The 24,141-nt window shown below is 36.8% G+C and carries 17 protein-coding genes and 4 pseudogenes; 10 read left to right on the top strand and 11 right to left on the bottom strand.

Translation table 11 applies throughout. The annotated features are described in order from the left end of the window. Window position 1: 1 nt before the first annotated feature. Window positions 2–1,741 (top strand): hydantoinase B/oxoprolinase family protein, encoded by a 1,740-nt coding sequence (locus J5U23_RS07890; protein ID WP_218265780.1) that lies wholly within the window; start codon window positions 2–4, stop codon window positions 1,739–1,741. Between the two features lie 26 nt (window positions 1,742–1,767). On the opposite strand, the gene J5U23_RS07885 is transcribed toward J5U23_RS07890, so the two are convergent. From J5U23_RS07885 to J5U23_RS07875, 3 genes are read right to left on the bottom strand one after another with little or no spacing between them, the layout of a single operon-like run. Then, window positions 1,768–2,169, bottom strand: a complete 402-nt coding sequence (locus J5U23_RS07885; RefSeq protein WP_218265779.1) for an alpha-E domain-containing protein — start codon at window positions 2,167–2,169, stop codon at window positions 1,768–1,770. Continuing rightward, window positions 2,159–2,959, bottom strand: a complete 801-nt coding sequence (locus J5U23_RS07880; RefSeq protein WP_218265778.1) for a transglutaminase family protein — start codon at window positions 2,957–2,959, stop codon at window positions 2,159–2,161. Before J5U23_RS07880 ends, J5U23_RS07885 begins: the two co-directional genes overlap by 11 nt. Then, complete coding sequence (locus J5U23_RS07875) at window positions 2,944–4,272, bottom strand: circularly permuted type 2 ATP-grasp protein (RefSeq protein ID WP_244988745.1); 1,329 nt, start codon at window positions 4,270–4,272, stop codon at window positions 2,944–2,946. Before J5U23_RS07875 ends, J5U23_RS07880 begins: the two co-directional genes overlap by 16 nt. 177 nt (window positions 4,273–4,449) lie before the next feature. Between J5U23_RS07875 and J5U23_RS07870 the strand changes: the two are divergent. After that, a pseudogene (locus J5U23_RS07870) lies at window positions 4,450–5,208 on the top strand (IS200/IS605 family accessory protein TnpB-related protein); the annotation flags it as partial. 67 nt (window positions 5,209–5,275) lie between these two features. Here the strand turns inward: J5U23_RS07870 and J5U23_RS07865 are convergent. The 3 genes from J5U23_RS07865 to J5U23_RS07855 all read right to left on the bottom strand — a co-directional run bounded on the left by J5U23_RS07865 (window position 5,276) and on the right by J5U23_RS07855 (window position 7,924). After that, window positions 5,276–6,013 (bottom strand): CorA family divalent cation transporter, encoded by a 738-nt coding sequence (locus J5U23_RS07865; RefSeq protein ID WP_218265776.1) that lies wholly within the window; start codon window positions 6,011–6,013, stop codon window positions 5,276–5,278. A gap of 191 nt (window positions 6,014–6,204) precedes the next feature. After that, entirely contained in the window at window positions 6,205–7,038 is an 834-nt protein-coding gene (locus J5U23_RS07860) for an ABC transporter permease (protein ID WP_218267465.1), read from the bottom strand. Next, window positions 7,031–7,924 carry an ABC transporter ATP-binding protein gene (locus J5U23_RS07855; RefSeq protein WP_218267464.1) on the bottom strand — a complete coding sequence of 298 codons (894 nt, stop codon included), beginning with the start codon at window positions 7,922–7,924 and terminating at the stop codon, window positions 7,031–7,033. The genes J5U23_RS07860 and J5U23_RS07855 overlap by 8 nt, the downstream gene beginning before the upstream one ends. A gap of 91 nt (window positions 7,925–8,015) precedes the next feature. On the opposite strand from J5U23_RS07855, the gene J5U23_RS07850 reads away from it, so the two are divergent. Both J5U23_RS07850 and J5U23_RS07845 read left to right on the top strand, forming a co-directional pair. Further along, window positions 8,016–8,870: a hypothetical protein gene (locus J5U23_RS07850; RefSeq protein ID WP_218267463.1), complete on the top strand. Its 855-nt coding sequence runs from the start codon at window positions 8,016–8,018 to the stop codon at window positions 8,868–8,870. A 374-nt stretch (window positions 8,871–9,244) separates the two neighbouring features. Beyond that, window positions 9,245–10,561 (top strand): ATP-binding protein, encoded by a 1,317-nt coding sequence (locus J5U23_RS07845; RefSeq protein WP_218267462.1) that lies wholly within the window; start codon window positions 9,245–9,247, stop codon window positions 10,559–10,561. Between the two features lie 313 nt (window positions 10,562–10,874). On the opposite strand, the gene J5U23_RS07840 is transcribed toward J5U23_RS07845, so the two are convergent. The 3 genes and pseudogenes from J5U23_RS07840 to J5U23_RS07830 form a co-directional block, all read right to left on the bottom strand. Continuing rightward, entirely contained in the window at window positions 10,875–11,969 is a 1,095-nt protein-coding gene (locus J5U23_RS07840) for an MFS transporter (RefSeq protein WP_218267461.1), read from the bottom strand. A 381-nt stretch (window positions 11,970–12,350) separates the two neighbouring features. Further along, window positions 12,351–13,109: pseudogene (locus tag J5U23_RS07835) on the bottom strand (transposase); the annotation flags it as partial. Between the two features lie 14 nt (window positions 13,110–13,123). Further along, window positions 13,124–14,175: pseudogene (locus J5U23_RS07830) on the bottom strand (ISH3 family transposase). Between the two features lie 151 nt (window positions 14,176–14,326). On the opposite strand from J5U23_RS07830, the pseudogene J5U23_RS07825 reads away from it, so the two are divergent. The 3 genes and pseudogenes from J5U23_RS07825 to J5U23_RS07815 all read left to right on the top strand — a co-directional run. Then, a pseudogene (locus tag J5U23_RS07825) lies at window positions 14,327–15,076 on the top strand (transposase); the annotation flags it as partial. A 155-nt stretch (window positions 15,077–15,231) separates the two neighbouring features. Beyond that, the gene (locus J5U23_RS07820) at window positions 15,232–16,449 is read left to right on the top strand and encodes a hypothetical protein (protein ID WP_218267460.1); all 1,218 of its coding nucleotides are present in this window, start codon (window positions 15,232–15,234) and stop codon (window positions 16,447–16,449) included. Window positions 16,450–16,523: 74 nt separating this feature from the next. Then, a complete protein-coding gene (locus J5U23_RS07815) occupies window positions 16,524–18,170 on the top strand; it encodes an McrB family protein (RefSeq protein WP_218267459.1) in 1,647 nt (548 codons plus the stop codon). Window positions 18,171–18,214: 44 nt separating this feature from the next. Here J5U23_RS07815 and J5U23_RS15995 read toward each other — a convergent pair whose 3' ends face one another. Both J5U23_RS15995 and J5U23_RS07810 read right to left on the bottom strand, forming a co-directional pair. Then, window positions 18,215–18,337 carry a hypothetical protein gene (locus J5U23_RS15995; protein WP_280638409.1) on the bottom strand — a complete coding sequence of 41 codons (123 nt, stop codon included), beginning with the start codon at window positions 18,335–18,337 and terminating at the stop codon, window positions 18,215–18,217. Window positions 18,338–18,603: 266 nt separating this feature from the next. Next, window positions 18,604–19,833: an RNA-guided endonuclease InsQ/TnpB family protein gene (locus J5U23_RS07810; protein ID WP_218267458.1), complete on the bottom strand. Its 1,230-nt coding sequence runs from the start codon at window positions 19,831–19,833 to the stop codon at window positions 18,604–18,606. A gap of 694 nt (window positions 19,834–20,527) precedes the next feature. Between J5U23_RS07810 and J5U23_RS07805 the strand changes: the two genes are divergently transcribed. From J5U23_RS07805 to J5U23_RS07795, 3 genes are all read left to right on the top strand, one after another. Continuing rightward, window positions 20,528–22,324: a DUF2075 domain-containing protein gene (locus tag J5U23_RS07805; RefSeq protein ID WP_218267457.1), complete on the top strand. Its 1,797-nt coding sequence runs from the start codon at window positions 20,528–20,530 to the stop codon at window positions 22,322–22,324. 598 nt (window positions 22,325–22,922) lie between these two features. After that, window positions 22,923–23,090, top strand: a complete 168-nt coding sequence (locus J5U23_RS07800; protein ID WP_218267456.1) for a hypothetical protein — start codon at window positions 22,923–22,925, stop codon at window positions 23,088–23,090. 644 nt (window positions 23,091–23,734) lie between these two features. Continuing rightward, a complete protein-coding gene (locus J5U23_RS07795; protein WP_244988848.1) occupies window positions 23,735–23,995 on the top strand; it encodes a nucleotidyltransferase domain-containing protein in 261 nt (86 codons plus the stop codon). The last annotated feature ends 146 nt before the right edge of the window (window positions 23,996–24,141 follow it).

Genomic DNA, 24,141 nt, shown 5'->3' with positions numbered 1-24,141 from the left:
CATGGTAGATCCATTTACATTAGAAATTATAAAAAATGGTCTTGTAGTGGCGTCTGAGGAGATGTTCTACGCCTTCGGAAGAACTGCTAAAAGTCCAGTTATATATGAGGTGCTAGATTACGCTGTTGGAATAACTGATGCTAAGGGGAGAGGCCTGGTAGCACAAGCTCCAGGAGTTCCGGGGTTTTCCGGGGTTTTAGACTTTACGATAAGAGAGGTGCTAGAAAAATGGAAAAGCGATATAAATCCAGGGGATGTAATAGCTACTAATATTCCATATTCAGGCGGTACGCATCTCAATGATGTTGCATTAATTATGCCTATGTTTGCGAAGGATACGTTAGTCGGATTCATAGTAAATAAAGGACATTGGAGTGAAATTGGGGGAATGCATTTTGGCAGTTGGAGTTCAGATGCCACGGAGATATTCCAAGAGGGACTTCAACTACCAAACATTAAATTATACATTGGAGGAAAACCCAATAGAGATGTAGTTGATATAATATCTGCCAATTCTAGAATGCCTAATGCTACATTAGGGGACATGGAAGCTCAGATTGCTTCCATGAAGATTGCAGCAAGAAGAATAAATACGCTTATTGAAAAATATGGTTTAGATAACGTACTTGAGGCTATGGATAAGCTTATAGAAGATGGGGTTAAATTAAGCAAGTTAAAACTAGCCAAATTACCTAAAGGTAAATTTGAAGCGGAAGATTACATTGATGATGATGGAATTTCGGACAACCCTGTTTATGTCAAGGTAAAGGTGACCATAACTGATGATGAATTCATTGTTGACTTCACTGGAAGTTCTAATCAAGTTAATGGGCCTATAAATTCACCTTTACCAGCGACTGTTTCTGCAGTCAGAGAGACATACATGGCTATAACGGATCCCCGTGCTTTGCCTAATGCAGGATTTTTCTCACCTCTAAAAGTGATAGCACCTGAGGGAAGCATATTCAATCCCAGAAAACCAGCTCCAACGTCAACATACTGGGAGTCGATGTCATACGCAACAGATTTAGTATGGAAAGCATTAGCTCCCTACGTACCGGATAAATTATCCGCTGGACACTTTTTATCAATATTAGCTACAATATTAGGAGGATACGATGAAAAAACTGGTGAACCCTTTGCAATCGTGGAACCTCAACCAGGTGGTTGGGGAGGATGTAATGATCAAGATGGGGAAAGCGCACTAGTAGCTAGCGGTGATGGAGAAACATATATAGCCTCTGCAGAAGTTTATGAAAGAAAAATGCCCATTTTAGTTGAAAGAGAAAGTCTAAATACAGAAGACGGTCCGGGTCACGGAAAATACAGAGGAGGCTTGGGAATTATTAAGGATTATGTAGTGTTGTCTAAAGAAGCATACTTTACAGTCTCAATAGGAAGATCTAAATTTCCACCTTGGGGAATTAATGGAGGATTTAATGGTCCTCCAAACTATGCAATAATTTATAAGAAAGGAGAAAAACCCAGAGTTATCAGAAAGGTAGCAGCGATAAAATTAGAGTATGGAGATAAGGTAAGTCTACGTAGTGCTGGAGGAGGAGGTTGGGGAGATCCTTTAGATAGAGACCCAGAACTAGTTCTACAAGACGTAAGAAATGAATATATTACATCTGAGATAGCACAAAAAGTTTATGGTGTAGTAATTGAAAACAACAAAGTTAACTACGAGAAAACATCTAACTTGAGAAATATTATGCGAAAGTCCAAGAATAAGATCTAAACTATCTTCTTTTTCCCTACTGCCCCTTATTCCGGTTGATTTTCTTGTTGTGCTCTTATCCTCATCTCACTCCTAACTTCCACGAAGAACTTCTCAAGACTACTTCCAACACTATATACGCCATTAAGTAATTGCGTAAAGTAACTTTGCAAGTCAGACCTATTAGAGTCTATTAGGAACTCAAGACTATTCACTTGAACAATAACTTTCTCATCTGCGAAACTCCTAACATCTTCCCTAAAATACTGAAATGATGTCTTAATGTAGTTAATCAATTCACTCTCATTATTTAACCCAAGCTCCTTGGCTATAGTGTTTATGCTTAACCCATTGTTTATTGCTAGCAAGGACATTCTACATACGCTTTCTATCCTCTCCAAATACCTTCCAGCCCAGTAAATCTTATACGCGATACTTTTAGGAAGCATTTCCCTCCACCCTTATCCTTACTTCCTTAAGCCAACCCCTCCCAGAACTGACGAAAAACCCTATCACTGGACTGACGTCATTGAAGTCCCTGCCAACTGCGAACTTTATGTAACCCAGATTGTAGAATCTACCTCTTGTTGGATCAACGTCTAGGTAAGTGCCATCTGGGGTTAGTACTTCAACCCATGCGTGAGTAGCCCTAGGGTTATCGTTAACTACCCCCATGACATATCTGGCTGGAATACTTAATGCTCTGAGTAATCCCAAAGTAACGTGGGTGTAATCTTGACAAACTCCATAACCTAAACTAAACGCCTCATATGCTGTGGTGTTAATGTTAGTAACTCTGGGTTTATACGCTATTTTCTTTCTCACGAAATTAACTACAGCCTCAATGACTTCTCCAAGTGTCCTTAAACCCTTCGTCAACTCCTTAGCTACTTTTTGGAACGGTTCTGGGTCTATTAACCTAGTTGGTAGGAGAAACTCGTTGAAGCCGTAATCATATGGGAACTCGTAGTCGGTCTTTATCACTCTTTTATCAACTCTTACCAAACTTTTGGAGTATATTTCCAATCTCTTATGTACCTCTTGAACCTTTACCTTATACACCATGTTTCCGAAGATGTCCACATAGGAGGTTTTGTAACCATTAGGTATAGTTCCAACCTCATGTGATAATAGCAATTGGTTATCTCCATTATACGGGACAATCTTAAGCGTATTTTCGTTTGATATGACATCTGCCTCGTATTCGTAAATACTTGAGTATTCTACTCTATAATCCATAGAGGCTTCACCATTCCTCCAGAGGAGTTATTGGTTACCCTACTTCCTACTATTCCGACCCTACTTAAAACTGCACTGGCTACCTTATCATAATACGTGAATATTCTCATGTCAGCGTAAGTCTCGTAAAGTGAATCGTTAACTACTGAGACAACAGTATCGAAGTCGAGAACTTCTTGCGCTATAAAGTTTTCATACTCCTTATAAATTTCTTTCAAAACATTTACGTTATCATCCTTAACTATTGCCAAGCCAATACCACCATACCCTTCTCTCTTCTTTATAACATATTTTGTAGGCTGGGTAATAACTTTCTCTAGATTTTCCTTTTCGTATAGGCAAATCGTCAATGGTTGTTTAACGTAATCCAATCTAATACCATATCTCTCAGCCAAATAAGGTACCCAAACAAACGTTGCCTTATCGTCAGCTATCCCAGTTCCCGGGGAATTTGCCAATGTTACCCAACCCCTTAAATAGGCCTTTATCAAACCTGGAGTTAAGTAATCCATGTCCTCAATCCTCCTGTAAATTACATCCACGTGGACTTCCCCCTCATCTACTGTCTTCACTACTACTTCCTTATCCTTAATGTGAATATCGCTAGGTTCAGCTAATATTATTCCTAGCTTATCGGAAATGAACTTGTGTTCGAAATAGGCTGAATTGTAGTTACCGTCAGTTAAGATGACAATGACGGGATCCTTGTTACCGCTCACGTAACGCAAAATGTCGTATAAGTAGTTTAACCCGTTTATTTGAACTATTCTGTTATCATAACCTTCTTTTAACTCTGGTATAAACCTATCAACGTATTCAAATGCCTTATATGAGTAAGATATTCCAGAAGGAATTCTTAGGTTGTCCTCTAAAATAAACGGTACGCCATTAACCCTAACTATGTCTGCACCGTAGACGTGAATGTATATGTCCTTTGGTGGCGAGAATCCGATCATTTCTGGCCTAAAGTATGGAGTTGTTTTCACTATCCAGTCGGGAATTGGATTTGAACCCTCTTGGTATATTTCCCTTATGAACTTGTTAAGAACGTAGCTTCTGGCTATTAGATAATTAGAAATTTTGAAGAAGAGTTCAGAAGTAATTACTCTGGGTATAACGTCAATAGGCGTACTTCTGTAATGCGAAGAAGTGTAGAAAGTGAAACCCTCCATATAGGCTTGTAAGTTAACAATCTTGCTCAAGTGAAATATCCTATCCTTGAGTTTTTCCGCGTTTTCTATGAGCCTTGAATAGATGGGGTCCATTAGGAATTCGTTGTAATTGTTGTCCTTGTTGAGCTTTCTTATTTTCACATTTATAGATATGTAATACAAACATTTTAAGCTTTTAAAAGGGTATTTGCATAGACACTTTTCCTCTTAATTAATATCTTTTTGTGATAGTTTTTAAGTTAAAAGTGGACATTTTAACCATAGTTTGCAAACTTTCTCGAGTTAACACTGAGGTGCTGACTAAGTTTTTATTTAAAGAGGATTGCCAATGAGGCTAGGTTTAAGCTCTTGAAGGGTAATGTAGTAGAACTCTACGTCGTCTTTAAGAAGGATGAGCCTAAACCATACACTCCACAAGGTTTTATTCCAGTGGACTTAAACGAGGACTCAGTGTCAACGCTGGTTCATGGTAAGCCAGTTTTGTTGGAGACTGGGACAAAGAAGACTACCTTGGGCTATGAGTACAAGAGGAGGAAAATTACTACTGGGAGGTCTACTAAGGATAGGGAGACGAGGAGGAAGTTGGCTAAGCTAGTCGTTACTGAGGCGTTTGAGAGTAGGAGTGCCATAGTTTTGGAGGACTTGCCCAGAAATACCCCAGAGCACATGGTCAAGGGTATTAAGGATTCCCAACTTAGGTTGAGGATTTATCGTTCAGCGTTTTCTTCTATGAAGAATGCCGTTATGGAGAAGGTTGGGGAGTTTGGTGTCCCAGTAATTTTGGTCAACCCTTCTTATACTTCTTCAACTTGCCCAGTCCACGGGTCAAGGATTGTTTACCAACCCGATGGGGGCACTGCCCCAAGGGTTGGTGTTTGTGAGGTGGGCAAAGAGAAGTGGCATAGGGACATTGTTGCACTGTATAATCTACTGAAGAAGGCTGGAGATGTGAGCCCCGTGCCGTTGGGCTCTAAGGAGTCCCATGACCCACCTACCGTGAAGCTGGGTAGGTGGTTGAGGGCTAAGTCCCTACACTCAATCATGATTGAAGATAAAATGATTGAAATGAAAGTGTAGGGACAAACGGAATTAAGGCTATACCATTATGGAAGTGGCTGTTATCAACATAGACCTTTAGAAATTTTCACAACCATTTTATCCTCCTCAAATAAATTACCAGAAGAACTGTTAATATTAAAACGGGAGATAAAAAGATCAAGCTCTGCCAGTTTATGAGTGTATTATAAACGTTTGTGAAGTCAACTGCGTAAATGCTTGCAACTGCAGTTATGGGCATAAATATAAAGGATATCGATGTAAGCTTCTTGATTATCTCATTTAAATCGTTTTGGACTTCCGTGAGATAGATGTTGTATAGATCACCAGATCTAGTGACTAGCAATTCAGCCCTTTCGTAATTGAACTTAACGTCCTCCACGGTCTCACTTGTGAGGAATTTGCTTAACCTTCTACTAACGTAGTATATTACCGTTGAATCGGAATAATTCGTTAATATCCTCCTCCTTAACAGTATTATACGTTTTGAGTCCTTCAACTTCCCAGACGTTATGAGATCGAAAAGGTTATCGAATTCTAAGAAGAGTTGAGTTCTCTTAGTACCCAATTGGTATAACATAATATAGAAGATTTCGTCTAAAATTCCCAACGGGGAACAATCATCAATCTCCTCCCTTGAGACCATTTCGTATAATTCCTTGGAGTGCAAAACTATTTCATTGGCACTGAAGGTAAAATAAATTGGTTTACCATCAAGCTCAAGTCTAATATAATATTTACCATCTTCTTCCAACACCCTATAAACATCCACATCAGATTTGGGGAAATTATTAGGTAACTCAATGTAAGGTATTTGGCACTTCATATTTTAATCCTCCATATATACCTATAAATTTAAGTTAATAGGAACTTCCAAAGTGGTATAAAATCTATATCGTTGGATTTTGCCAAGAAAGATGAGAAATGGGTAGTTGATATAGCTACGTACTCAAGTGCAAACATTACTAAACGTAAGAATCTCAAGAACATGGTTGACAATATGGGAAAAATACCTCACTAACTTACCTTCTTCGGTATATCTCTACCTAGGAAGTTTATTATAGATAAAACCAAGGGAACAATTGAGTACACAGCAATTGAAACAATTGCTAACCCCACGTTATTGCTTATGGAAGGTAAAATGTTCAATCCCCTAGCTATTGTCGAGAACGGAGAGTTTTGAAGGAGCATAAACGGTAATTCAGTTGAACCCCAGGTTGGTAAGTACTCAGAAATTCTCTCATAGCTAGTATTTTGCGTTAATACGGACACGAAGACAAGTACGTCAGAGACTATTATTGATGCTATTAATACGAATCCACTAATTGTAAAGGATAAATTGCTCCTCCTCAGTATCTCACCTATTGCGAAGGCAATGTTTAGGAAAACCAGTGTTGAAAACATAACTGAGAAGAAGAGCTCTGGTAACATTGTTAGCTCACTTTGCACTCCAAAGAGAAGAGATGAAAGGATTAAGGCAAGCACTACCATGAAGAGGTAAATAATTAAAAGTAAGGAGAATGAACCAAGCCACTTTTCCATAACGAACCTCAACCTCGTTATTGGTTTTGATATGAAATAATCTACAGTCCCTTGTTCGTATTCCTCCGCCATGGACCCAGAAGCTATTGATATAGCCAAGAAGTGTATTAGAAGCACTTGTGGTAATAGCACTCCAAGAGCCCATAAATAGGGTGAGAGGGGAATTATTAAGGTCTTCAATGACTGTGAAGGCGCTAAGTATATTGCTAAATAAATACCGAGCTCAAATACGAACGTTATTATGGATAGTACTATAACCTTCTTCCTAGCTATTGCCCTCCTCCATTCGTAAAGCATTATCTCAAACATTCCCTAACGCCCTCATGTAAGCCTCTTCCAGGTTTAGGTCAATATAGAAACCCTTTACCTTAACGCCATTAGTAATCAAATCCCTTAACAGTTCCTCCCTTCTATCCTCGTCAAGTTTAACTATTAACCTATTCCCCTCATCGAATACCCCTTTAACGTACTCTATCCCCTTTAGTACTCCCTCAGTTTTTTCTATTTCATCCGTCTCAATTATTACTTGTATACCTAAAAACTTCTTAACCATGTCCTCAACAGTACCGGTAAAAACTATTTTCCCCTTATATATCATGAATATTCTATCAGATAACTTCTTTACATCCTCTAATTCGTGGGATGTCATCAAAATCGATACGTTATCTTTTCTCTTCAACTTATTTAATAGCTCTCTTGTCTTCAAAGAAAAAATAGGGTCGATTCCCATGTTCGGCTCATCCATTATTAGAATAGATGGATTCCCAAGTAAGGATTCGGCTATTGCTATTCTCTGAACCATTCCCTTACTGTATTTAATTATGGGATTGTTAGAGTAGTTCTCCATTTCAACAAATTCTAAAACTCTCTTCACCTCACTTTTATCTACTCCTCTTATCTTAGCTGAAAGTTCTAACACTTGCCTTCCAGTAAGAAATGGTGGATAGTTGGGAATTTCTTGAACGTAACCAATCTCCTTAAAGATTCTCTTGTTTCTAAAGGGATTTTCTCCTAATATTTGCACTTCCCCCTTATCTGGCTTCATCAGAGTTAGTAGGATTCGGATAAGTGTAGTTTTCCCCGCACCGTTAGGGCCTATAAGTGAGACGAATTCCCCTTTCTTAACCTCTAAGGAGGCGTTATCCAATGCTATTTTATTGCCGTATTTCTTAACGATATTGCTTACAATGATCATTTTACTGTATAATAATTTATATCCTTGTTTAAAAGCGTGTATAATAGCGGGTTTGCAAAAAGTTTATTTGTTAACCAAAAGATTATAGTGTATGAATGCAAAAATACCCATTATTTTAACAATTATTGTTGTGATCTCTACGTTTATCATCGTCTTCGCCAGCACGAATTCAACTACTCAAGAGAGTGCTTCTACAACCGATACATTCCACTATACCACATTAGGTCAAATTCATATGTATAATATTTCACCCATAACTAATTTCATCTCATATTATGTTAATAATACTAATGCAACACTGGCGTTATCACTAGCATCTCAAATAATTGGTAATGGTACAATGAATTTCATATCGTTCAATAAAACCTTGGCAACAATAGGCTATTTTAAGGCTTCTAGTCCCTTGTCATCATTTGCCTTCACAATAATAAACAAAACGTTAGTGAAATATGGCTTCGTATACGGTCAATACAACACCTTACTTTACGATTATAAAAACACTAGTGCTTTTGGATTTGATGGGCATTACTTTTATATTGTCAAGGATAACGCAAGTGTTAACGCTACCCTCTTTCTCCTAAAGTACCTTTACACCTCACAGAAAGTCTTTGCACCTCAACCATCTATTAACGTAATAGCCTATGGCAATACATCTTATGGTAGTTTTCAATTACTCTCGTCAAATAGCCAACTAATATTGAAGGGTAATGGTAACTTTAGCAATGTGGCCAAACTTTTGAAGTACTTTAATATAACCATAGGTAACTTTACTGTAGCTGGGAAAGTTGTTTTTAAGAATGCTACTGTTTTAGTCTATTCAATAAATGCAACTTATAACAATAGGAGTCTATTCGTAATGATGGGGATAAATGAACAAGAAAATTATAGTATTGTAATAACGTCTCATCAAGAAATAAGCCTGGCCGAAGTATTTAAAGAATTATAATCTTTTTTACTAAAAACTTTTATAATGATACTTTATAAGTATTTTATGAGATCAATTTTTAATCGAAATTCAATAAGATATTTATAGGCTCTATTTCATGCTTAGTATTAGTTACTGTACCAAAACTATCTCTTTAGCATCCAATCTTCTTCTGTTTAAAAGAGATAAAACGATCCATTGTGTTTAGAGAAATCTTAGTGTTTTTATGAACTGAATATAACATTGTATCGAAATATTATTCCATCAATATCAATTTATTCCAAAGATTTAAAACTGGGGCGTTACTACTAAGAATAATGTTTTAATTATATTTATAAGCATCTGTGGAGTAAGAGTAAACAAAGTTTATAAATACTTGTGGAGTTTCATTACACATGATTGAGGAACAAAATCCTTGGTGGATTTCACCAGAATTAATTAGAGAGAATGAGTACTATAGAAAGTATCAAGAGTCAAAAGTAAAGTGGGATGTTACACTTCCGGTGTCCCTTGAACCTTACTCCTTAAATTTCTTATTTGGACCTAGACAAGTTGGAAAAACAACTGGATTAATTCTATTGATAAAAAGGCTACTAGATAAGGGTTACAACCCTAAATCCATCTTTTATTTCGCATGTGATAAGTTAGCCGATTATAAAGAACTCGATGAAGTTCTAGAGGAGTACGATAAGATTAGGAAAAAAGAGGGAATAAAAAGTTCCGTAATTATACTTGATGAGATAACATTTCCTAAGGAGTGGTTCAGGTCCATAAAGTATAGGATTGATGTGGGTAAATTCAGTAATGACGTTTTAATTTTATCTGGTTCTCTTTCGATGAAAGCGAAAGGTGAAATAGAGACATTCCCAGGGAGAAGGGGAAAAGGAGAAGTTTTAGTTATGTTTCCTTTACCGTTCTCAGAATACGTTAAACTCTTCGGGATTAATTTACCTACTGGGGACTTAAAATTCATCCTTGAGAACTATACAAAATACATTGGCTATCTTCCTAAATTGAAGGAGATTTTAGAATACTACTTAGTTACTGGAGGTTTCCCTAATGCGGTAAAGGATTTCTTAATTAAAGGAAAAGTAAGCCAATCTACAGAATACGATTTTATTTCGGGTATTATAAGCGATATTAACAAGTTAAGGAGAAGCGAGAGATTTTTCAAACTTACTGCCAGAGCAATTATCGAGAGGACGTCATCTGAATACAGTTTCCATACCATTTCAAAAGATTATGGAGTGGGAACTGTGAAGACCGCAATAAGCTATGTCAACTTAATGGAAAAGTTATACTTTATGAAAGTGATTGAAACAATGGATGCAAATACAGGATTGCCTATACCTAGGAAGCAGAAAAAGTTCTACTTTATTGATCCGTTCATTTACCATGCCTTCTCGAACTGGACGATGACTAAACCGCCCGACGAGTCAAAGTTAATTGAGGCTGTAATAGTATCTCATCTATCGAGGTTTTATGATATAAATTACGTTAAAAGTAATGAAGAAGTAGATGTAATTGTAAAGGTTAACGGGGAATATTGGGGAGTTGAAATAAAATATGGAAGGGTAAGGGAAAGAAGGAAGGTTTTAGGAAAGGTTAAGAAATTTATATATATAAGTAAGGAAGAGTTAGGAGATGACGTTATACCAGCCCCGCTTTTTTTAGCTATGCTCAAAATTCCAATAGTGGTTAAGAATAGTTGAAAATACATCAAATCTCCGACAGTGTTTAGGTAAATCACTAAGGTCTGTTAAAGACGTGATGTACACTCCATAAAAGCGTGTTATTTGCTGTCTCCAACAGTTTTTGATAAACAGTGTATATATACCAAGAATATCTTATTACTATGAATTAAAGCTAGAGAGCTAATAAAAGATGTTTATTTTGTGTTAATTATTATGATCGTTCAAGATAAGGTATAATCTTCAGTTAGCTATATGAAATTCCTACTACATTCTAACAATTATAGCTTTATACAAACATCTGTAAACTATTTTGTTAATTTATATAAATCTTTTAGTTAGCTATTGGCCTAAGCAAACTCATGCTAGCTACACTAATTATTGACGCAATAACTAATACAATCCCCAAAGAGACCTTTAATGGAAACGGTAATAAGGCTACAATGAGAGTACCAAATCCTCCACCTATTATCCTACCTATCAGTAAAGCGAAATTACTCCCAGTACCTCTGACTTGTACTGGATATAACTCACTTAACCAAACTCCGAAGAATGCGAAAAACGCTGAGGAGAAGTATATCATCAATGCTAAAATGTTGGAAAGCAAGAAAAGAGCTGAAGAAACTAGAGCTAAAATACCGAAGATCAAGGCAGAGAACCTCCTTCCTCTTATATCCGAAACATAACCGGAAAGGGAGAAGGATAAGGTAGCGATTATATCACCAATGGCTACTATTTCGTTGTTCTGAAGTATCGTAGGAAGTAGTTCGAAAGCTGAGATAATAAATAGAAAAGAGGCCAATGAAGCTACAGAACTTATAATTGTTAATCCTACCATTTTTTGAGAGAATATATCTATTAGCTTGCTCTTATTCTCATATTTCATCTTTTCTTCTGGAATAAAGGGATAAAATATGAATGACAAGAGAGAAATTATCCCTGCTACTAAGAATATCAACATAAATTTACTACCTATCAGGGTTGCAGTTATGGCCCCTAATAAAGCCCCTAAAGCATAAAAACCTTGCATCATTCCACCTAAAAAGCCCCTTAAATTAGTTAATCTTAGCTCAGCCACTATAACGTAACTAACTCCGTTCTCACCGTTTACGCCAAAACCTATTATGAACCATAATATGTAAAGTTCTAATAGGTTATTAACAAAATATAGCAATATGGCGGGAATGGAAAAAAGAAAGAATGAAATTAATAAGGCTTTTTTCCTTCCAATTAAATCAGAGAGTCTACCGAAAACTAACCCTCCTATCCCTCCACCAATCCACGATAATGTTATTGCGAGAACTACATTCGGAACACTTGTGGACAGATGATGAGCTAATGGTATTATTACAAAAGATATGGTATACATGACGTAAGCCGACAACAAGAACGGGATAAGGACTGAAACAGATGAAAGAAGCTTAGACATAATATAAGATTATCATTATTGATAAAAAGTTTGCTCCCTAATTGTTAAAAAAAGTAAAAATCGGTTAGAATTTCTTGCAAAAAAACTGATATAGTGCAGTAAATAAGGCTCTATATACTCATCTCTAGATATGAAGACTTGTTACCGTAAGAGATGTGAGCTACTCTCTCCTGAAGGAGGAAGCTTCCTACTTCATAGCTCCACCTTGCCAGTACGAGAGTACTGGTAGAGGGTGAAGCTCCACAGGCACTAAGGGCGTTCAGTAATAAATCTTTCGGTCAAATTCCAAGCATAGTGTTAACTAAGGTTGCCACGTGAGTCCTTTCAACTCACGTGGCGTTTAGGGGAGGGTCACTTAGGCTCATAAGGCTTATTATTATACTAAACGCTCCACACTACCTTAGCAAGCTTTCTCGCCAAAGCAGTGTACAATTTCTTACCGTGAAGTTTGTCCTTGTGGGACTCGTAAAACTTCAACAATGTCGGGTTCTTTGAATACTTCATCTGTGCCAGGAAGTAGAATAAGCTGTGCAAGTACTTGTTACCCCTCTTAGAAATCCCCTTACTTATAACAGCCTTCCCGCTCCTCTCTACCACAGGGTCTAGGCCACAGTAAACGAAGGACTCAGGCTCTGGGAAGCGTTTAATATCCCCAACAACGCCAATGATTATCCCTGCTAGTTTTCCTATCCCGGGTATTGTAAGTAGTACGTGGTCTTCGGGTACCTGCTCCTCTATCATTTTCTTGACTTCTTTCAACTTTTCTTGAGTCTCTAGGAGTGCATTTGCAAGGACTTTCACTTCTTCTAGCACTATGGGCGTGTATTCGAGTTGGTAGAGTTTTTCCTGTTTGAAGTCTCCTTTTGCTAGCCTTTCTAGCCTCTCCTTGTTTACCTTGTCGTCGTCGCTTATTAGAAATAGTGCCCTCTTTAGCCTGTTCTCGTATTTTACTTCCATGTCCTTGAAGAATAAGTAGAGTGTCACTATTTCCCTCAATGGGTTATAATCGTACTCCTTAGCCTTGTCTACCATGTTTTCTAATTTTTCGTCATAAAAATCTGTTTTCTTTCCCCTAAACTCCTTTTCTCTCGATAACACGTTTGGGCTTACTTGTAGTACTCTTATTCCTCTCTCCTTGAACGGTAGACCCAAAATCACCTCCTTAAAAATAAATCTATAGTATTAATAAGTGTTTTTAACAAATTAACTAGAGAATTTTCCAAATTTAGTAAATCTTCAGGGAACAAGAGGACAAGTAGTGATCTGAACTCTTCCCTTCCCACCACACTCTTAAATACGGTGTACAAGGAGTAAAAACCATGGCCAATACGAAGATCAACATGCGGAAGACGAACTTAGTGGAACTGGTGAAGGGAAGGAAAGCCTTGATGTTCCTGTAAGAGGTCTCTATGGGACTCCTTACCTTATTATACAACTTCAACACCTTAGGTAGGTTAAGATTAGTCGCCCTAGCGAAGTAAACAACCTTCTCCTTTTTCCTCTTGATTTTCTCCCTACTATAGACCAGAAGCCTGAACTTAACCTGCTCGTCCTTCTTATGCCTCTTACTATTTGTCATGTACTCCCCATCAAACTCCTCATAGACCTTCACGTCCCCAACGGGGACACCAATTATATAATTGAACTGCGAAATGAAGTTGAGCACATCAACTGTGTAGAAACCCGCATCAAGAACTATTAACCTTATCTTGAATCCCATTGCAACAACTTGCTCCACGAGGACCTTCACGATATCATCCTTAGTCATCCCGTTCACATGTGTGACGAAAGCCAGTAGGAGTACTTTCCCATCATGTTTAGTCGTTGCTGTTGCGTAGTTCCATGAGTTTCCCTTTTCCGAGCTTCCGAGTCCTTCCACCGGTTTCCCATACCAGGTTTTGGTGGTCCAGTCTATTGAAATGTCTATTTCCTTTTCTCCCTTCAGCGTATCCAAGGATATTTTCCTCACTTGTTCCAAGAGTTTCTCAACTACTTCTACACCTTGCTCCTCCGCGTAGTTCCTCACGGTTTGTGGTGATACGTTGTATGCGCTTGACTTGTTTTCTATGGAGTCGTTCCATAAACACGCGGAGACTAGCGTTTTTTCTACGTTCTCTGCCTTTTTCCCTTGGAAGTCTAACATGGAAAGTAATTTATATCCTATTTGTTGAATGTTATTTTGGTGGGGAAGACAAGGTGTTATCACCTTGGTTCACCTCGTGATAATACCGTCTTCCTCACCTTAAGCTTTTCTTCAATTTGTTGAACTCCTAATATAGTTATAAATTCCATTTATTTTCTATAAAATTAATAGTACCTTACCGGAATTATTTTTGTAAAATGATTTTGGGTCTACCGTTTACGGGGATAAGGGAAGGGTAAAGACCAAGGTTGAAGAGACCTTGCTTAAGGAGGAGAGAAAGGTCTTCGCGGCTCTGATGTTAGTCTATTCGGTTAAGGGAGGTAAGTTGAACGCCAAGCTCTGGATGCCTCAGATCGAAGCGAGCGGTGAGTTCAAGTATATAATAGTGGACGGGAAGTACGTGAAGCTCAAAGGGGGAAGGGGAGTCCTTCTCTCGGCGATTGGCGTGACAGAGGAAGGCAAGAGGGCCGTTCTGGACATAATCTTAAGCGTAGAGGAGGACGCCATGGCTTATTGGAGGCTCTTGGTTGAGGTCTGGAAGAAGCATAGCTTCATTCTTATAGTAGCTGATGGAACTAAGGCCTTAGACAAGGTGATTTCCCTCGCCGAACTTCATGTGGCGAGGCAGGGCTGTCTGGTTCACCTCAAACGACGCAAGACCAAGGAAGAAAGGGAGGCCCTAGACGCGATCATCTCCTCAGCTGAAAATGGAGAGATCAAACCCGAGTCATGCCCGACCCTCCTGAGCTACCTCAAAGCCAGCAAGAAGCTCTGGAAGTGGCTCAAATCCAACAACTTGATCAAGTCCTTCAACTCCCTCTTGGAGGGGAGGAGATTCGGTGCATTTCACTCTCCCTGGAGGATACTACAAATCGCCCGAGCCATAGCGATCTACTACAACCTATTGGCTTGTTTTCTCATAATTATAATATTACAGTGTACCTTATTTTTCTCATTTTATTAGAAATTTATACAATAATTTCTCCATAGAATTATCCTAATTCATACCAGGATATTTCAATTCTCAATGGAAACCTGAATCGCCCTTAGCTAAAGAAGCTTTGATAGTTCGTTAAAGAAATATTGAAGTTAAATATTACTCAATATGCATTGAATTATATGAATAGAAGAGATAGAGCGCTACTAAAAAAGATTGGTAAATATTATTTGCAATATAAAGGGATACTAGATATCGAGAAATTACTTCTAACGTTCGAAGGAACTAAAGAAATATCCATAGACGATTATACGCTAGCATATATTTACTATTATATAATGTATATTATAACTAGAAGCGTTGTTAAGGCTGCAGAAAGGGCAAAGGAGAGTAGACTAACATATAAGGAATTTGTGATAGACTACTCTGAAGAACTCTACGGCACACTAAATGTTGATACTACTATCCCGGTATATCACATGGGTTTGGTATCATTTCACACTTTTAAAGAAGGTCTTAATGCTCCAGAATACGCAATATTAGGTTATCTATTAAGGAAGATCTACTTAATAATTAGAGAAAAAAGAGATAAAATTCCAATTAGTTCTCCTCAACTTGCCTTCTTTGATTTCTTAAAGAATTTCGAAAAGGTCTTCTTAAGACTAGAAAAACTCAAAGAAGAATTTCCTAATGGCTTTTACAGAGATCCAACTTATACTGATCCAGATTGGCTATTGAGAACTTATAAGGCCTATTTTCTCGCAAGAAGATTAGAAGAGATTAGAGTAGGAACTAAATCCCCTGAGAAGAAAGTGAATGAAAAAGAATTGATAAAATTCGTCATGTGGAAGCTATACGAGTTGTATACATTCTATCTCGTCGCTAAATATTTAGAGTCAAAAGGTTATAGGATAGAGAAAAAAGGTGACGAATATATTGCAGTAAGAGGTGAAAAGAGGTTAAGACTAATATTTAATGCTCCTCTTCAACAATCTTCCCTTAAAAGAGTTGACGAAGAGAACGATATAGAGAGGTACAAGGGAAGGCCAGACATCTCAATTCTTCAGAATAGGCCGATAATCTTCGAATGCAAATATTCATCAAGGATAAGTTATATTACAACAGGTAGATTTAAGATTATGGCATACACTTACGAGTACGACCCATTAGTATCAGTATTGGTTTACCCAGGGTTGGAGGATCAGGGAATTAATTTTGATAGTGAGGATAGTGCAACAAGAAAATTAGACGAAACCGTTAAAAAGAGACATGGTATACTGGACTTCTGGTATAATAATCATCTCTTATATATGGCAATTATAGACCCGTTAGACGATGATAGTTTATCAGAAAACGGCAATTTATCCAAGATTGATAAGTTGCTAAGAGATTATGTATAATTTAATCTTCTATCCTTATCAGAAATGTAAGTTTCTGTTGTAAATTTATAATTAGGTTATGTTTAGTCTTTTTTATGTATGGAGATTGGCTAGTGGCCAGAGACAAATTTAAAGATTTATTAGACTTCTCAGATACTGCAGTAAAAACTTTCCTTAATTACGTTGAAAACGGGAAATTTGTTCCCTGCACATTTATAGGTCCCAAAGATCATTGGATAGAGTCTATAAAATATTCTTTTCAAGGAGAAATAGGATATACAATATGGGGTACTGCTGAAAAGACTTCAATTTCTGGTATTTTAAGTAGGTATCAAACGGTTTATTTTAAGAATACTGAAACGGGATATAGTCCCAATAGTGATAAAATATTGGTATCAATTCTAAGGATGATAGACTCTGGCGTAATTGGATTCGGAGTTGTGACTGACGTTAACGTTGACGCGTTGAGGAACTTTAAAGGATGGAGAGAGATTAATAGACTTTGGTTGCTAAGGTTCAGAATAAAAATATTCTGGGTTCATAAAAGTATAAGAGAAGGTTCTGATACTAGTAAATGGGTAGGAGAAGAATATGAGCTAAAGGGATTTCAACAAGGTAACATTTGTTATAAGGAAAGAGAAGATCCCAAGTATGACGAACTAGCTAATAATCTCAAAGATTTCATATTGTCAAAGAAAGATGAGATAAAACCTACGTTGGATTTCTACCTTAACCTATTTAAAGACAAACAGTTACCTTTTTCCCCACAGGGAATAGTCTGCAACAAAAATTCTCCAATAGCTGTAGACGACTTATATATTCCTCAAAACTCGTTAGATGTAATATTAAAAGCATTAAGTAAGACTAACGTACTTCTTGTGGGCCCACCTGGTACTGGAAAAACAGCTTTGGCTTTGAGAGTAGTTAGATCTCTAGCTGGAAGTAGTGATTGTTATGAAATTACAACGGCTAACTCGTTATGGTTTAGGAGAAATTTAATAGGCGGTGAAAGTATAAAGGAAGGCTCTGTAATATGGAAGAGTGGTCTTTTTATTCACGCTTATGTAAACGCTGCAAGGGTAAAAGAGGGTAATTACTATGTTATAATTGACGAGATAAATAGAGCGGATATTGACAAGGCGTTTGGAGAGTTGATAACAATATTTTCCAGCTCATCCCCCGAAGAATGGTCTATTCCCAATGCGCTGATAGAAGAGATCAAGAGCTATAAGAATAATATAGATGAGACTGCTAGGGAATTTATAGAAATTTACGAGAATTTAAGAAAACAAGGCAAAGAAAACGAACCCTTAAAGAAGATCAGAGTCATTGGGACAATGAATCTAGTAGATGCTAGAAATCTGTTTTACGTCGGTGACGCGTTAGCAAGAAGGTTTGTAGCAATCTATTTTGACTATCCGGAAAATACCGAAGATTTGGACAAATTCCTTTCCAGATACTCTCTTAGTGAAGTAGAAAAAGCTAAAGTTAGGGATCTTGTGAAATACCTTAGGGAGAAGTTCAATAGTGTAGAAAAAGATAGGCTGATAAAATTCAACATATCTCCAGCTAGTTTAAAGACGGCTTTAGATATTTACTCTTCCCTTAATAATAGAAGGATAGAGGATTTTATAGAAATCTTAAAATCTACCTTAGGAACGCTAAACCAAGATAATTTAAATAATTTTAATAAATTAATAAAAGAATGGAAAGAAAAAGATGCAACAGGTGAACCAGTATAATATCAATAAGAGATTTAGAAAAAATACGAATAGATAAAGACCTTTTACTTTATCTCCTGCCCTTCTTTCTTATTTTCTTCTTCTATATTCAGCTCATCTAGTATCTCTTTCATTATCTTCTCTGAAGGGAAAGAGACAACAACGCCCTTTATCTTTTTTACTATCATGATTTATATATAAAATAAAAACCTATGGAGGGATAAGTGAAAATATTGATGAACAATGAGTTGACGTATATCTTTCACGAGACTTGAGAAGAAATAATTTAATAAGGTTTTGGAATGTTTGCTATTATACCTACCCCTTAGTTTATCCTCAGTTCCCTTAGGATTACAATCAGCTAGAAGATTTTCCATATCTAGATTCTGCTTATATATTTCCTTAAAGAAAATTATAGAATGATGGGCTAGTATCAGCAAAATCACCATGTGAGCTACTCCCTCCTGAAGGAGGAAGCTTCCTGCTTCACAACTCCACCTTGCCAGTACATCAGTACTGGTAGAGGGTGAAGCTCCACAGGCACTAAGGGTGGCTCCCACCCCGACCTACGTAAGATATTTAGAGAAGCATTATAGTCACGGTCAGCTATCCAACCGCACTTAGGACAAGTAAAGACACGGTCAGCTAAAGTCAGATCTTCCTTCACATATCCGCACTTAGCACACGTCCTTGACGTGTTTGACGGATTAACTAACAAAAATTTCTTTCCATACTTCCCTATCTGATATTTGATTATATCCCTCAGCTCACCAAACGATACGTCATGTAACCTCATCCTAAGCTTTCTGAGAGACTTACCAACCAGTTGTTTAACATTAATATCCTCCATTACCACAACATCGTAATTCATCGATAGGTACTTCCCTATCTTCATGTACATATCCTTCCTCAAATTAGCAAGATGTTCATATGCCTTAGCTAACTTAACCTTGGCTTTAAACCAATTCTTGGAAAGGAACTTCTTCCTAGACAATTCCTTGTGCAAATGCTTAATCTTACGGAGTGCCTTCTCGTAAAACTTGAAGTTGGGTAAATACTCACCATCTGAAGTTGTTAGGAGCTTCTCTACACCAACATCTATTGCCACTACCTTGCTTGTTTCCGGGACTTGCTGGAACACATAGTCTTCTACTACAAATGATATGTATACTCTTTCAGACTTCGTTAGCTTAACTACAACCCTCTTCACCTTGTCCAAGGGAAAGTCCCTGTGAATAATGACCTTGAAGATGCCTAAGTGGGACAAACTTAGCACAAGCAGTTTCTTTTTATTCTTTCTACTTCCAGTCCTTATTTCTCTTGCGGAGAGTATTTTCCAACCACTTTGAGGATAGACAAGAGAATACCACTTGTGGATTTTCTTTTCCTTAGGAAAACGTGCTAATTCTTGGAAGAACCTCTGTCTTGCTTCATAAAAGCGGTCGGCTATTTGTTGTACCACTTGTGAATATAGTTGTTTGTACTCCTTGTCTTGCTTTCTCAAGTCCAGGGCTAATTGTCTTAACTCTGTTTGTGTTAGACCTTTTCCATCTCTTTGGTAGAAGTAGATGTCTGCCCATCGTAACGTGTTGTATATCTCACATGCTAACTTCAACCGGGCTTTTAACGCCCTCAAGGTTTGCTCGTCTGTTAAGGCACGAAAACGAAACGTTACGATGGACATTGAAAAAAGTTAACATTTCGCGTTAAAAAACTTAACTACAAAGGGGACTATCCATCTCCACCTCAAAAGGTGAGGTTTTCCGTCCCCTTTGAACCCCTTATTTTTATAAGTGTGATTCACTGGAGAAGGTAAAGGAATCTGAAATATCAGATGTTTGAATGCTACTATTTCTCCTCCAGAAATAGAATGAAATATCGGAAAAATTTTGCCTCCATAGGTAATCCGCAAGGGATTAAATAGAGAGCATAGCGTTGTTTTTATAGAAGGATACATATTTTACATCTTTATGCCACCTTAAAACCTTTGCCGTAATTTGAGGTAATATCGATAACGAAAGCTAACTTACAACACTGCTTTAAACTTGATTTAATTTCTTTCTAAGCCTAAAATTAAGTTTAAGAAACTAGTAAAATCGTATCCTTTTAGCTTATGGAAACTTAGTTTTTCTTAAACCGCCATGTATCTGCTAAACAATTTTATTAGTACTTTTGAGAGGAATCATTTCACACTCGAAGTCTGACCTACTAATAAGTAAAGCCTTTATACTTGCAAAGAGAAGGAAGTAACGATAAAACGTGAAATATATAATAGCTATCTTCAAGACAAGTATAAAACTATTTTTAAAAGGAAGTCAGATTAATGAAATAATTTTAGAGACTAAGCAAGAAATGAAACAACGAAGAGGTAAACATCAATGCCACTGCCCGTAATACTACAAGAAATCACTCAAAAGTCTTTTGACGACTTAGTTGGTTCATATAAAGAAACGTTTAAGGAAGATCCTTCAATTGAACAGAAAAACGCATGGAAAAAGCTCCTAGAGATTTTCAAGACTCTTAATACTCCTCATCCCATTATTATGGAATATCCGATATTTGCAGAAAGAGTTGATGCTATATTTGTAGATAAGAATAGAGCTTTAGTAATTGAGGCTAAGGGGTGGAAGCAAGTAAGACGTAAAGATGACCTCACTGTAGAGTCCGATGGGGAGCTTCGGTTGGATCCATGCTATCAATTGAATAACTACGTAACTAAGTTGAACACTTTCCACTCCTCTGGAATAAGATTTGAGGGGGCTCTCTTCCTTTATAATACTAAAGATTATTCCTCCTCAGAATGTGAAGTATTAAGAAACTCCAATGATTTGAAGGTTAAACTAAAAAACTACACACCAGGAAATAGACAAGATGTTGATAAAATAGTAAATGGAAAATTTGTATTAACGACAGATTTCGTTAAGTTTATTGCTCAAACTAAGAACTTTTTACAACAGAACGTAGCTAAGGCAATTCTACCTTATGGTTACGGCCTAACAGAGGAACAAGGGTTAATCTTAAGTAAAGTTTTGAATGTCCTTGAAGATAGAGCACCTAGTAAGAACTTCCTTGTGAGAGGTGGTAGTGGTTCAGGGAAAAGCCTATTGGCAATTACTCTCTTCCTTGAAGCCTTAAGTAGGGGCTATTTTGCAATTTTGTCGTACAAGAATCAAAGATTATTAAATTCTATAAAATTATCCTTAAGTGGGCTTTCATTAAATAGAACAAATGATAGATATAAAGCGCAAGCCTTATCCCAGTTTATTATGTTTTACTCAACGGGATATGGCTTTGGAGTAGGAGAAAGTGGGTTCTCAGACTGGTTCAAGAAAAAATTCGGAGATACGAAAATAGACTTAGTCATTTATGATGAGGCTCAGAGGATGACTAGTAATGTAATAAAAAATTCCCCTAGAGGAAGAATTAACGTATATTTCTACGATGACTTTCAGACGTTAATAGGGAATGAAGAAGGAACTGAGGAGAACTTCAAGAGATACTTAACCAATGTGGAGGAATATCAGTTGTCCTCGTCTATAAGAGTACCAAATGATTACCTAAATGCGGTAAAAAGTATACTTGACTGTAAGAAAGTTAAGATAAAGGATTATGATTTTAGGATATTTGATGATCTTATCTCTATGCTGAACGAATTGAGAAAGAGGAGAGAAGAGGGTAGGAAGATTGCGTTGATTTGTAGTTTTACAGAGTCTGAGGGAGACACTAATAATAAAACCGAATGGAACCTAAAAAACATAAGGATAGGTTACCCATTACAATCTGGATTTGACCTTTATAAGAACGTTAGTGTAAGGATTAAGTGGCTTATGGACGAGAAAGTCGAATATCCTAAGTACTGGAGAGGGGAATTAGATCCTCTAAGTTACTGTGCCTCAGTATATGGTGCACAAGGTTTTGAGGCAGATTACGTTGGAGTTGTATGGGGAAGGGATATGATTTGGAGGGATTCTTGGACTGTCAATCCAGATCCGATTACAGATTACGTAGGTGGAACAAATTCCTTAAGTAAAATAGCGAAAAGAGATAAAGATAGGGCATTAAAACTACTGAAGAACAGATATTACGTTATGTTAACTAGAGGTATAAGAGGAGTCTATATCTTCTTTGAGGATTACCAGACTGGTGAAAAAATAAAGGAATTGATTAACGTTTAGTTTCAGTTACATGAGTCCTTTTCAGAACGTTTTCTATGACTATGATAATACTGGAATATAAAGGTCTTAAAATATATCTTAAAGACGAAGAAAGCCTCAATACTTTCTTAATAAAATATGGTATTGGTAGAGATGAAGTAAAGATTGTTTATGACTAGAATATCAGAACAATGTAGAGCAAATAAGAAATCTTCTGCAGAGCTTTTACGTAAGATTTTAAACTTTAGTTCAAAAAATCTTTATTTGCGATTACTTAATTAACTTATTGTCGATAGTTTCTGATTACTTTCATCTAATGCAATCCTTTTTTAAGCCATATCTTCTTGAAATTTATGCTTGTATTAATGATCTTAGCATATCCGTACCGCAATTAGAATCCTACAATAAACCATTTTTAACGTTACTAATATTGTAATAGACTATCCTAACGTTTTAATAAGGCAAGTGAGATAAACCTTAAATTACTATTTAAGTCACTAAATAACTTGGAGAAGGGAAGCACAAGAGTTTATAAATTCATATTAATAACTAAGCAAATCTAATATATGATACTATAGATAGGAAAAGTTTTTAGTTATAAGATCATCAAATTAACTAGATGCTTGCGATAATATACTCTTGTATAGGTCCTCTCTATATTAAAATCGCCGAGGAGAAGTGTGAGGATATGGATGAAGTAAGGTCTAAATGGAAATATGCGTGTCTTATAGAATTTTTCGATGATAATAAAGAAAATTTGCTGGACTCAATAGATCCTAGATCATAGGCTAAGTTCCCAAGAAGGGGGATAGGCTTTACGACTACGTCCTTCTTTTCGTTAACATGATTAGGGAGCTTTTGAGTTCTCTAAACCTCAGTACAGAGGGGATTACTGAAGTTCGTTGGAGGGCGCTTAGATGGAGTAAAGAGATGAATGAAAACTTTTGAGTTACGTCAAAATTGCATAACTGCTGATGGTAGTTGATTGCACATTTGCTAGTATTGGACGAGTAGGAGGAGGTAGATCATTCAAGTTTACATTGTAAATTCGTTATATTTTAAAAACTATGATGAATTCAATTGAGTGAAGACGGTTTATAAGGAGAATAAATGCTTACCTGTGCTAACTCTTATATTTATACTGTCCATAAATTACAACCCCCAATGGATAACTGAATTGCCTTGTATAAATTAATTTTCCTTATAGAATAGCATTATAAAATAAATTTACACATATCTTAAAAACAAAGAGCAAACTTATAACTCAATAACCGCACTTTGATTCTAATTAAGATTGAAACAATCCACAAAACAGATACAGTAGAAAACAGTATATTGCCTTTAGTGAAGAAAATATGGGGTAGTAAGTGGTGTGGGGACTGAACTATATCAAATACCTTTGAAAGCAATTGGAAAAGAATTGCGGAGAAAGTGAAATTGACTGCTGAGAAGTTTGGAAAGGTAGTTAAAGTAATAGTATTCGGCTCTATAGTTAAGGGCAAGGTTACTGGAAGTAGCGACTTAGACGTAGCAATATTTTACAGTGAGGAGTTAACGGATAAGGAGAAAATAAGAAGGGTTCTGGAAATACTTAATGAGGTAGGTGAAGAAATAGCTGTAATAGATATTCAAGTGTTCATGAAAAGAGAAGATTTCTTCTTAAAGTTTATTGGAGAATACGTTGAAATATAATATAGATACTCCTACAGAGTCAGCTTCCATCGTAACTAGTAATCATTTTTAATCGCTACTAGTTGCTCAGCCTTATCACTCCCTTCTCCCTCTCAGTGCCTAGGTTAGGGAGCCTATCTCCCAGCCACGACACTGAGAACTTCATC

Origin of the sequence: Saccharolobus shibatae B12, assembly GCF_019175345.1 — an archaeon.
Classification (GTDB): domain Archaea; phylum Thermoproteota; class Thermoprotei_A; order Sulfolobales; family Sulfolobaceae; genus Saccharolobus; species Saccharolobus shibatae.
Note: the sequence above shows the minus strand (reverse complement) of the source record. Positions and strands in the feature narration are given on the sequence as shown.

Bases quoted from the DNA above. Each gene is read 5' to 3' on its own strand.
- J5U23_RS07890 (WP_218265780.1), top strand. From the start codon at position 2: ATGGTAGATCCATTTACATTAGAAATTATAAAAAATGGTCTTGTAGTG.
- J5U23_RS07885 (WP_218265779.1), bottom strand. From the start codon at position 2,169: ATGCTTCCTAAAAGTATCGCGTATAAGATTTACTGGGCTGGAAGGTAT.
- J5U23_RS07880 (WP_218265778.1), bottom strand. From the start codon at position 2,959: ATGGATTATAGAGTAGAATACTCAAGTATTTACGAATACGAGGCAGAT.
- J5U23_RS07865 (WP_218265776.1), bottom strand. From the start codon at position 6,013: ATGAAGTGCCAAATACCTTACATTGAGTTACCTAATAATTTCCCCAAA.
- J5U23_RS07860 (WP_218267465.1), bottom strand. From the start codon at position 7,038: ATGTTTGAGATAATGCTTTACGAATGGAGGAGGGCAATAGCTAGGAAG.
- J5U23_RS07855 (WP_218267464.1), bottom strand. From the start codon at position 7,924: ATGATCATTGTAAGCAATATCGTTAAGAAATACGGCAATAAAATAGCA.
- J5U23_RS07850 (WP_218267463.1), top strand. From the start codon at position 8,016: ATGAATGCAAAAATACCCATTATTTTAACAATTATTGTTGTGATCTCT.
- J5U23_RS07845 (WP_218267462.1), top strand. From the start codon at position 9,245: ATGATTGAGGAACAAAATCCTTGGTGGATTTCACCAGAATTAATTAGA.
- J5U23_RS07840 (WP_218267461.1), bottom strand. From the start codon at position 11,969: ATGTCTAAGCTTCTTTCATCTGTTTCAGTCCTTATCCCGTTCTTGTTG.
- J5U23_RS07820 (WP_218267460.1), top strand. From the start codon at position 15,232: ATGAATAGAAGAGATAGAGCGCTACTAAAAAAGATTGGTAAATATTAT.
- J5U23_RS07815 (WP_218267459.1), top strand. From the start codon at position 16,524: ATGTATGGAGATTGGCTAGTGGCCAGAGACAAATTTAAAGATTTATTA.
- J5U23_RS15995 (WP_280638409.1), bottom strand. From the start codon at position 18,337: ATGATAGTAAAAAAGATAAAGGGCGTTGTTGTCTCTTTCCCTTCAGAG.
- J5U23_RS07810 (WP_218267458.1), bottom strand. From the start codon at position 19,833: ATGTCCATCGTAACGTTTCGTTTTCGTGCCTTAACAGACGAGCAAACC.
- J5U23_RS07805 (WP_218267457.1), top strand. From the start codon at position 20,528: ATGCCACTGCCCGTAATACTACAAGAAATCACTCAAAAGTCTTTTGAC.
- J5U23_RS07800 (WP_218267456.1), top strand. From the start codon at position 22,923: ATGCTTGCGATAATATACTCTTGTATAGGTCCTCTCTATATTAAAATC.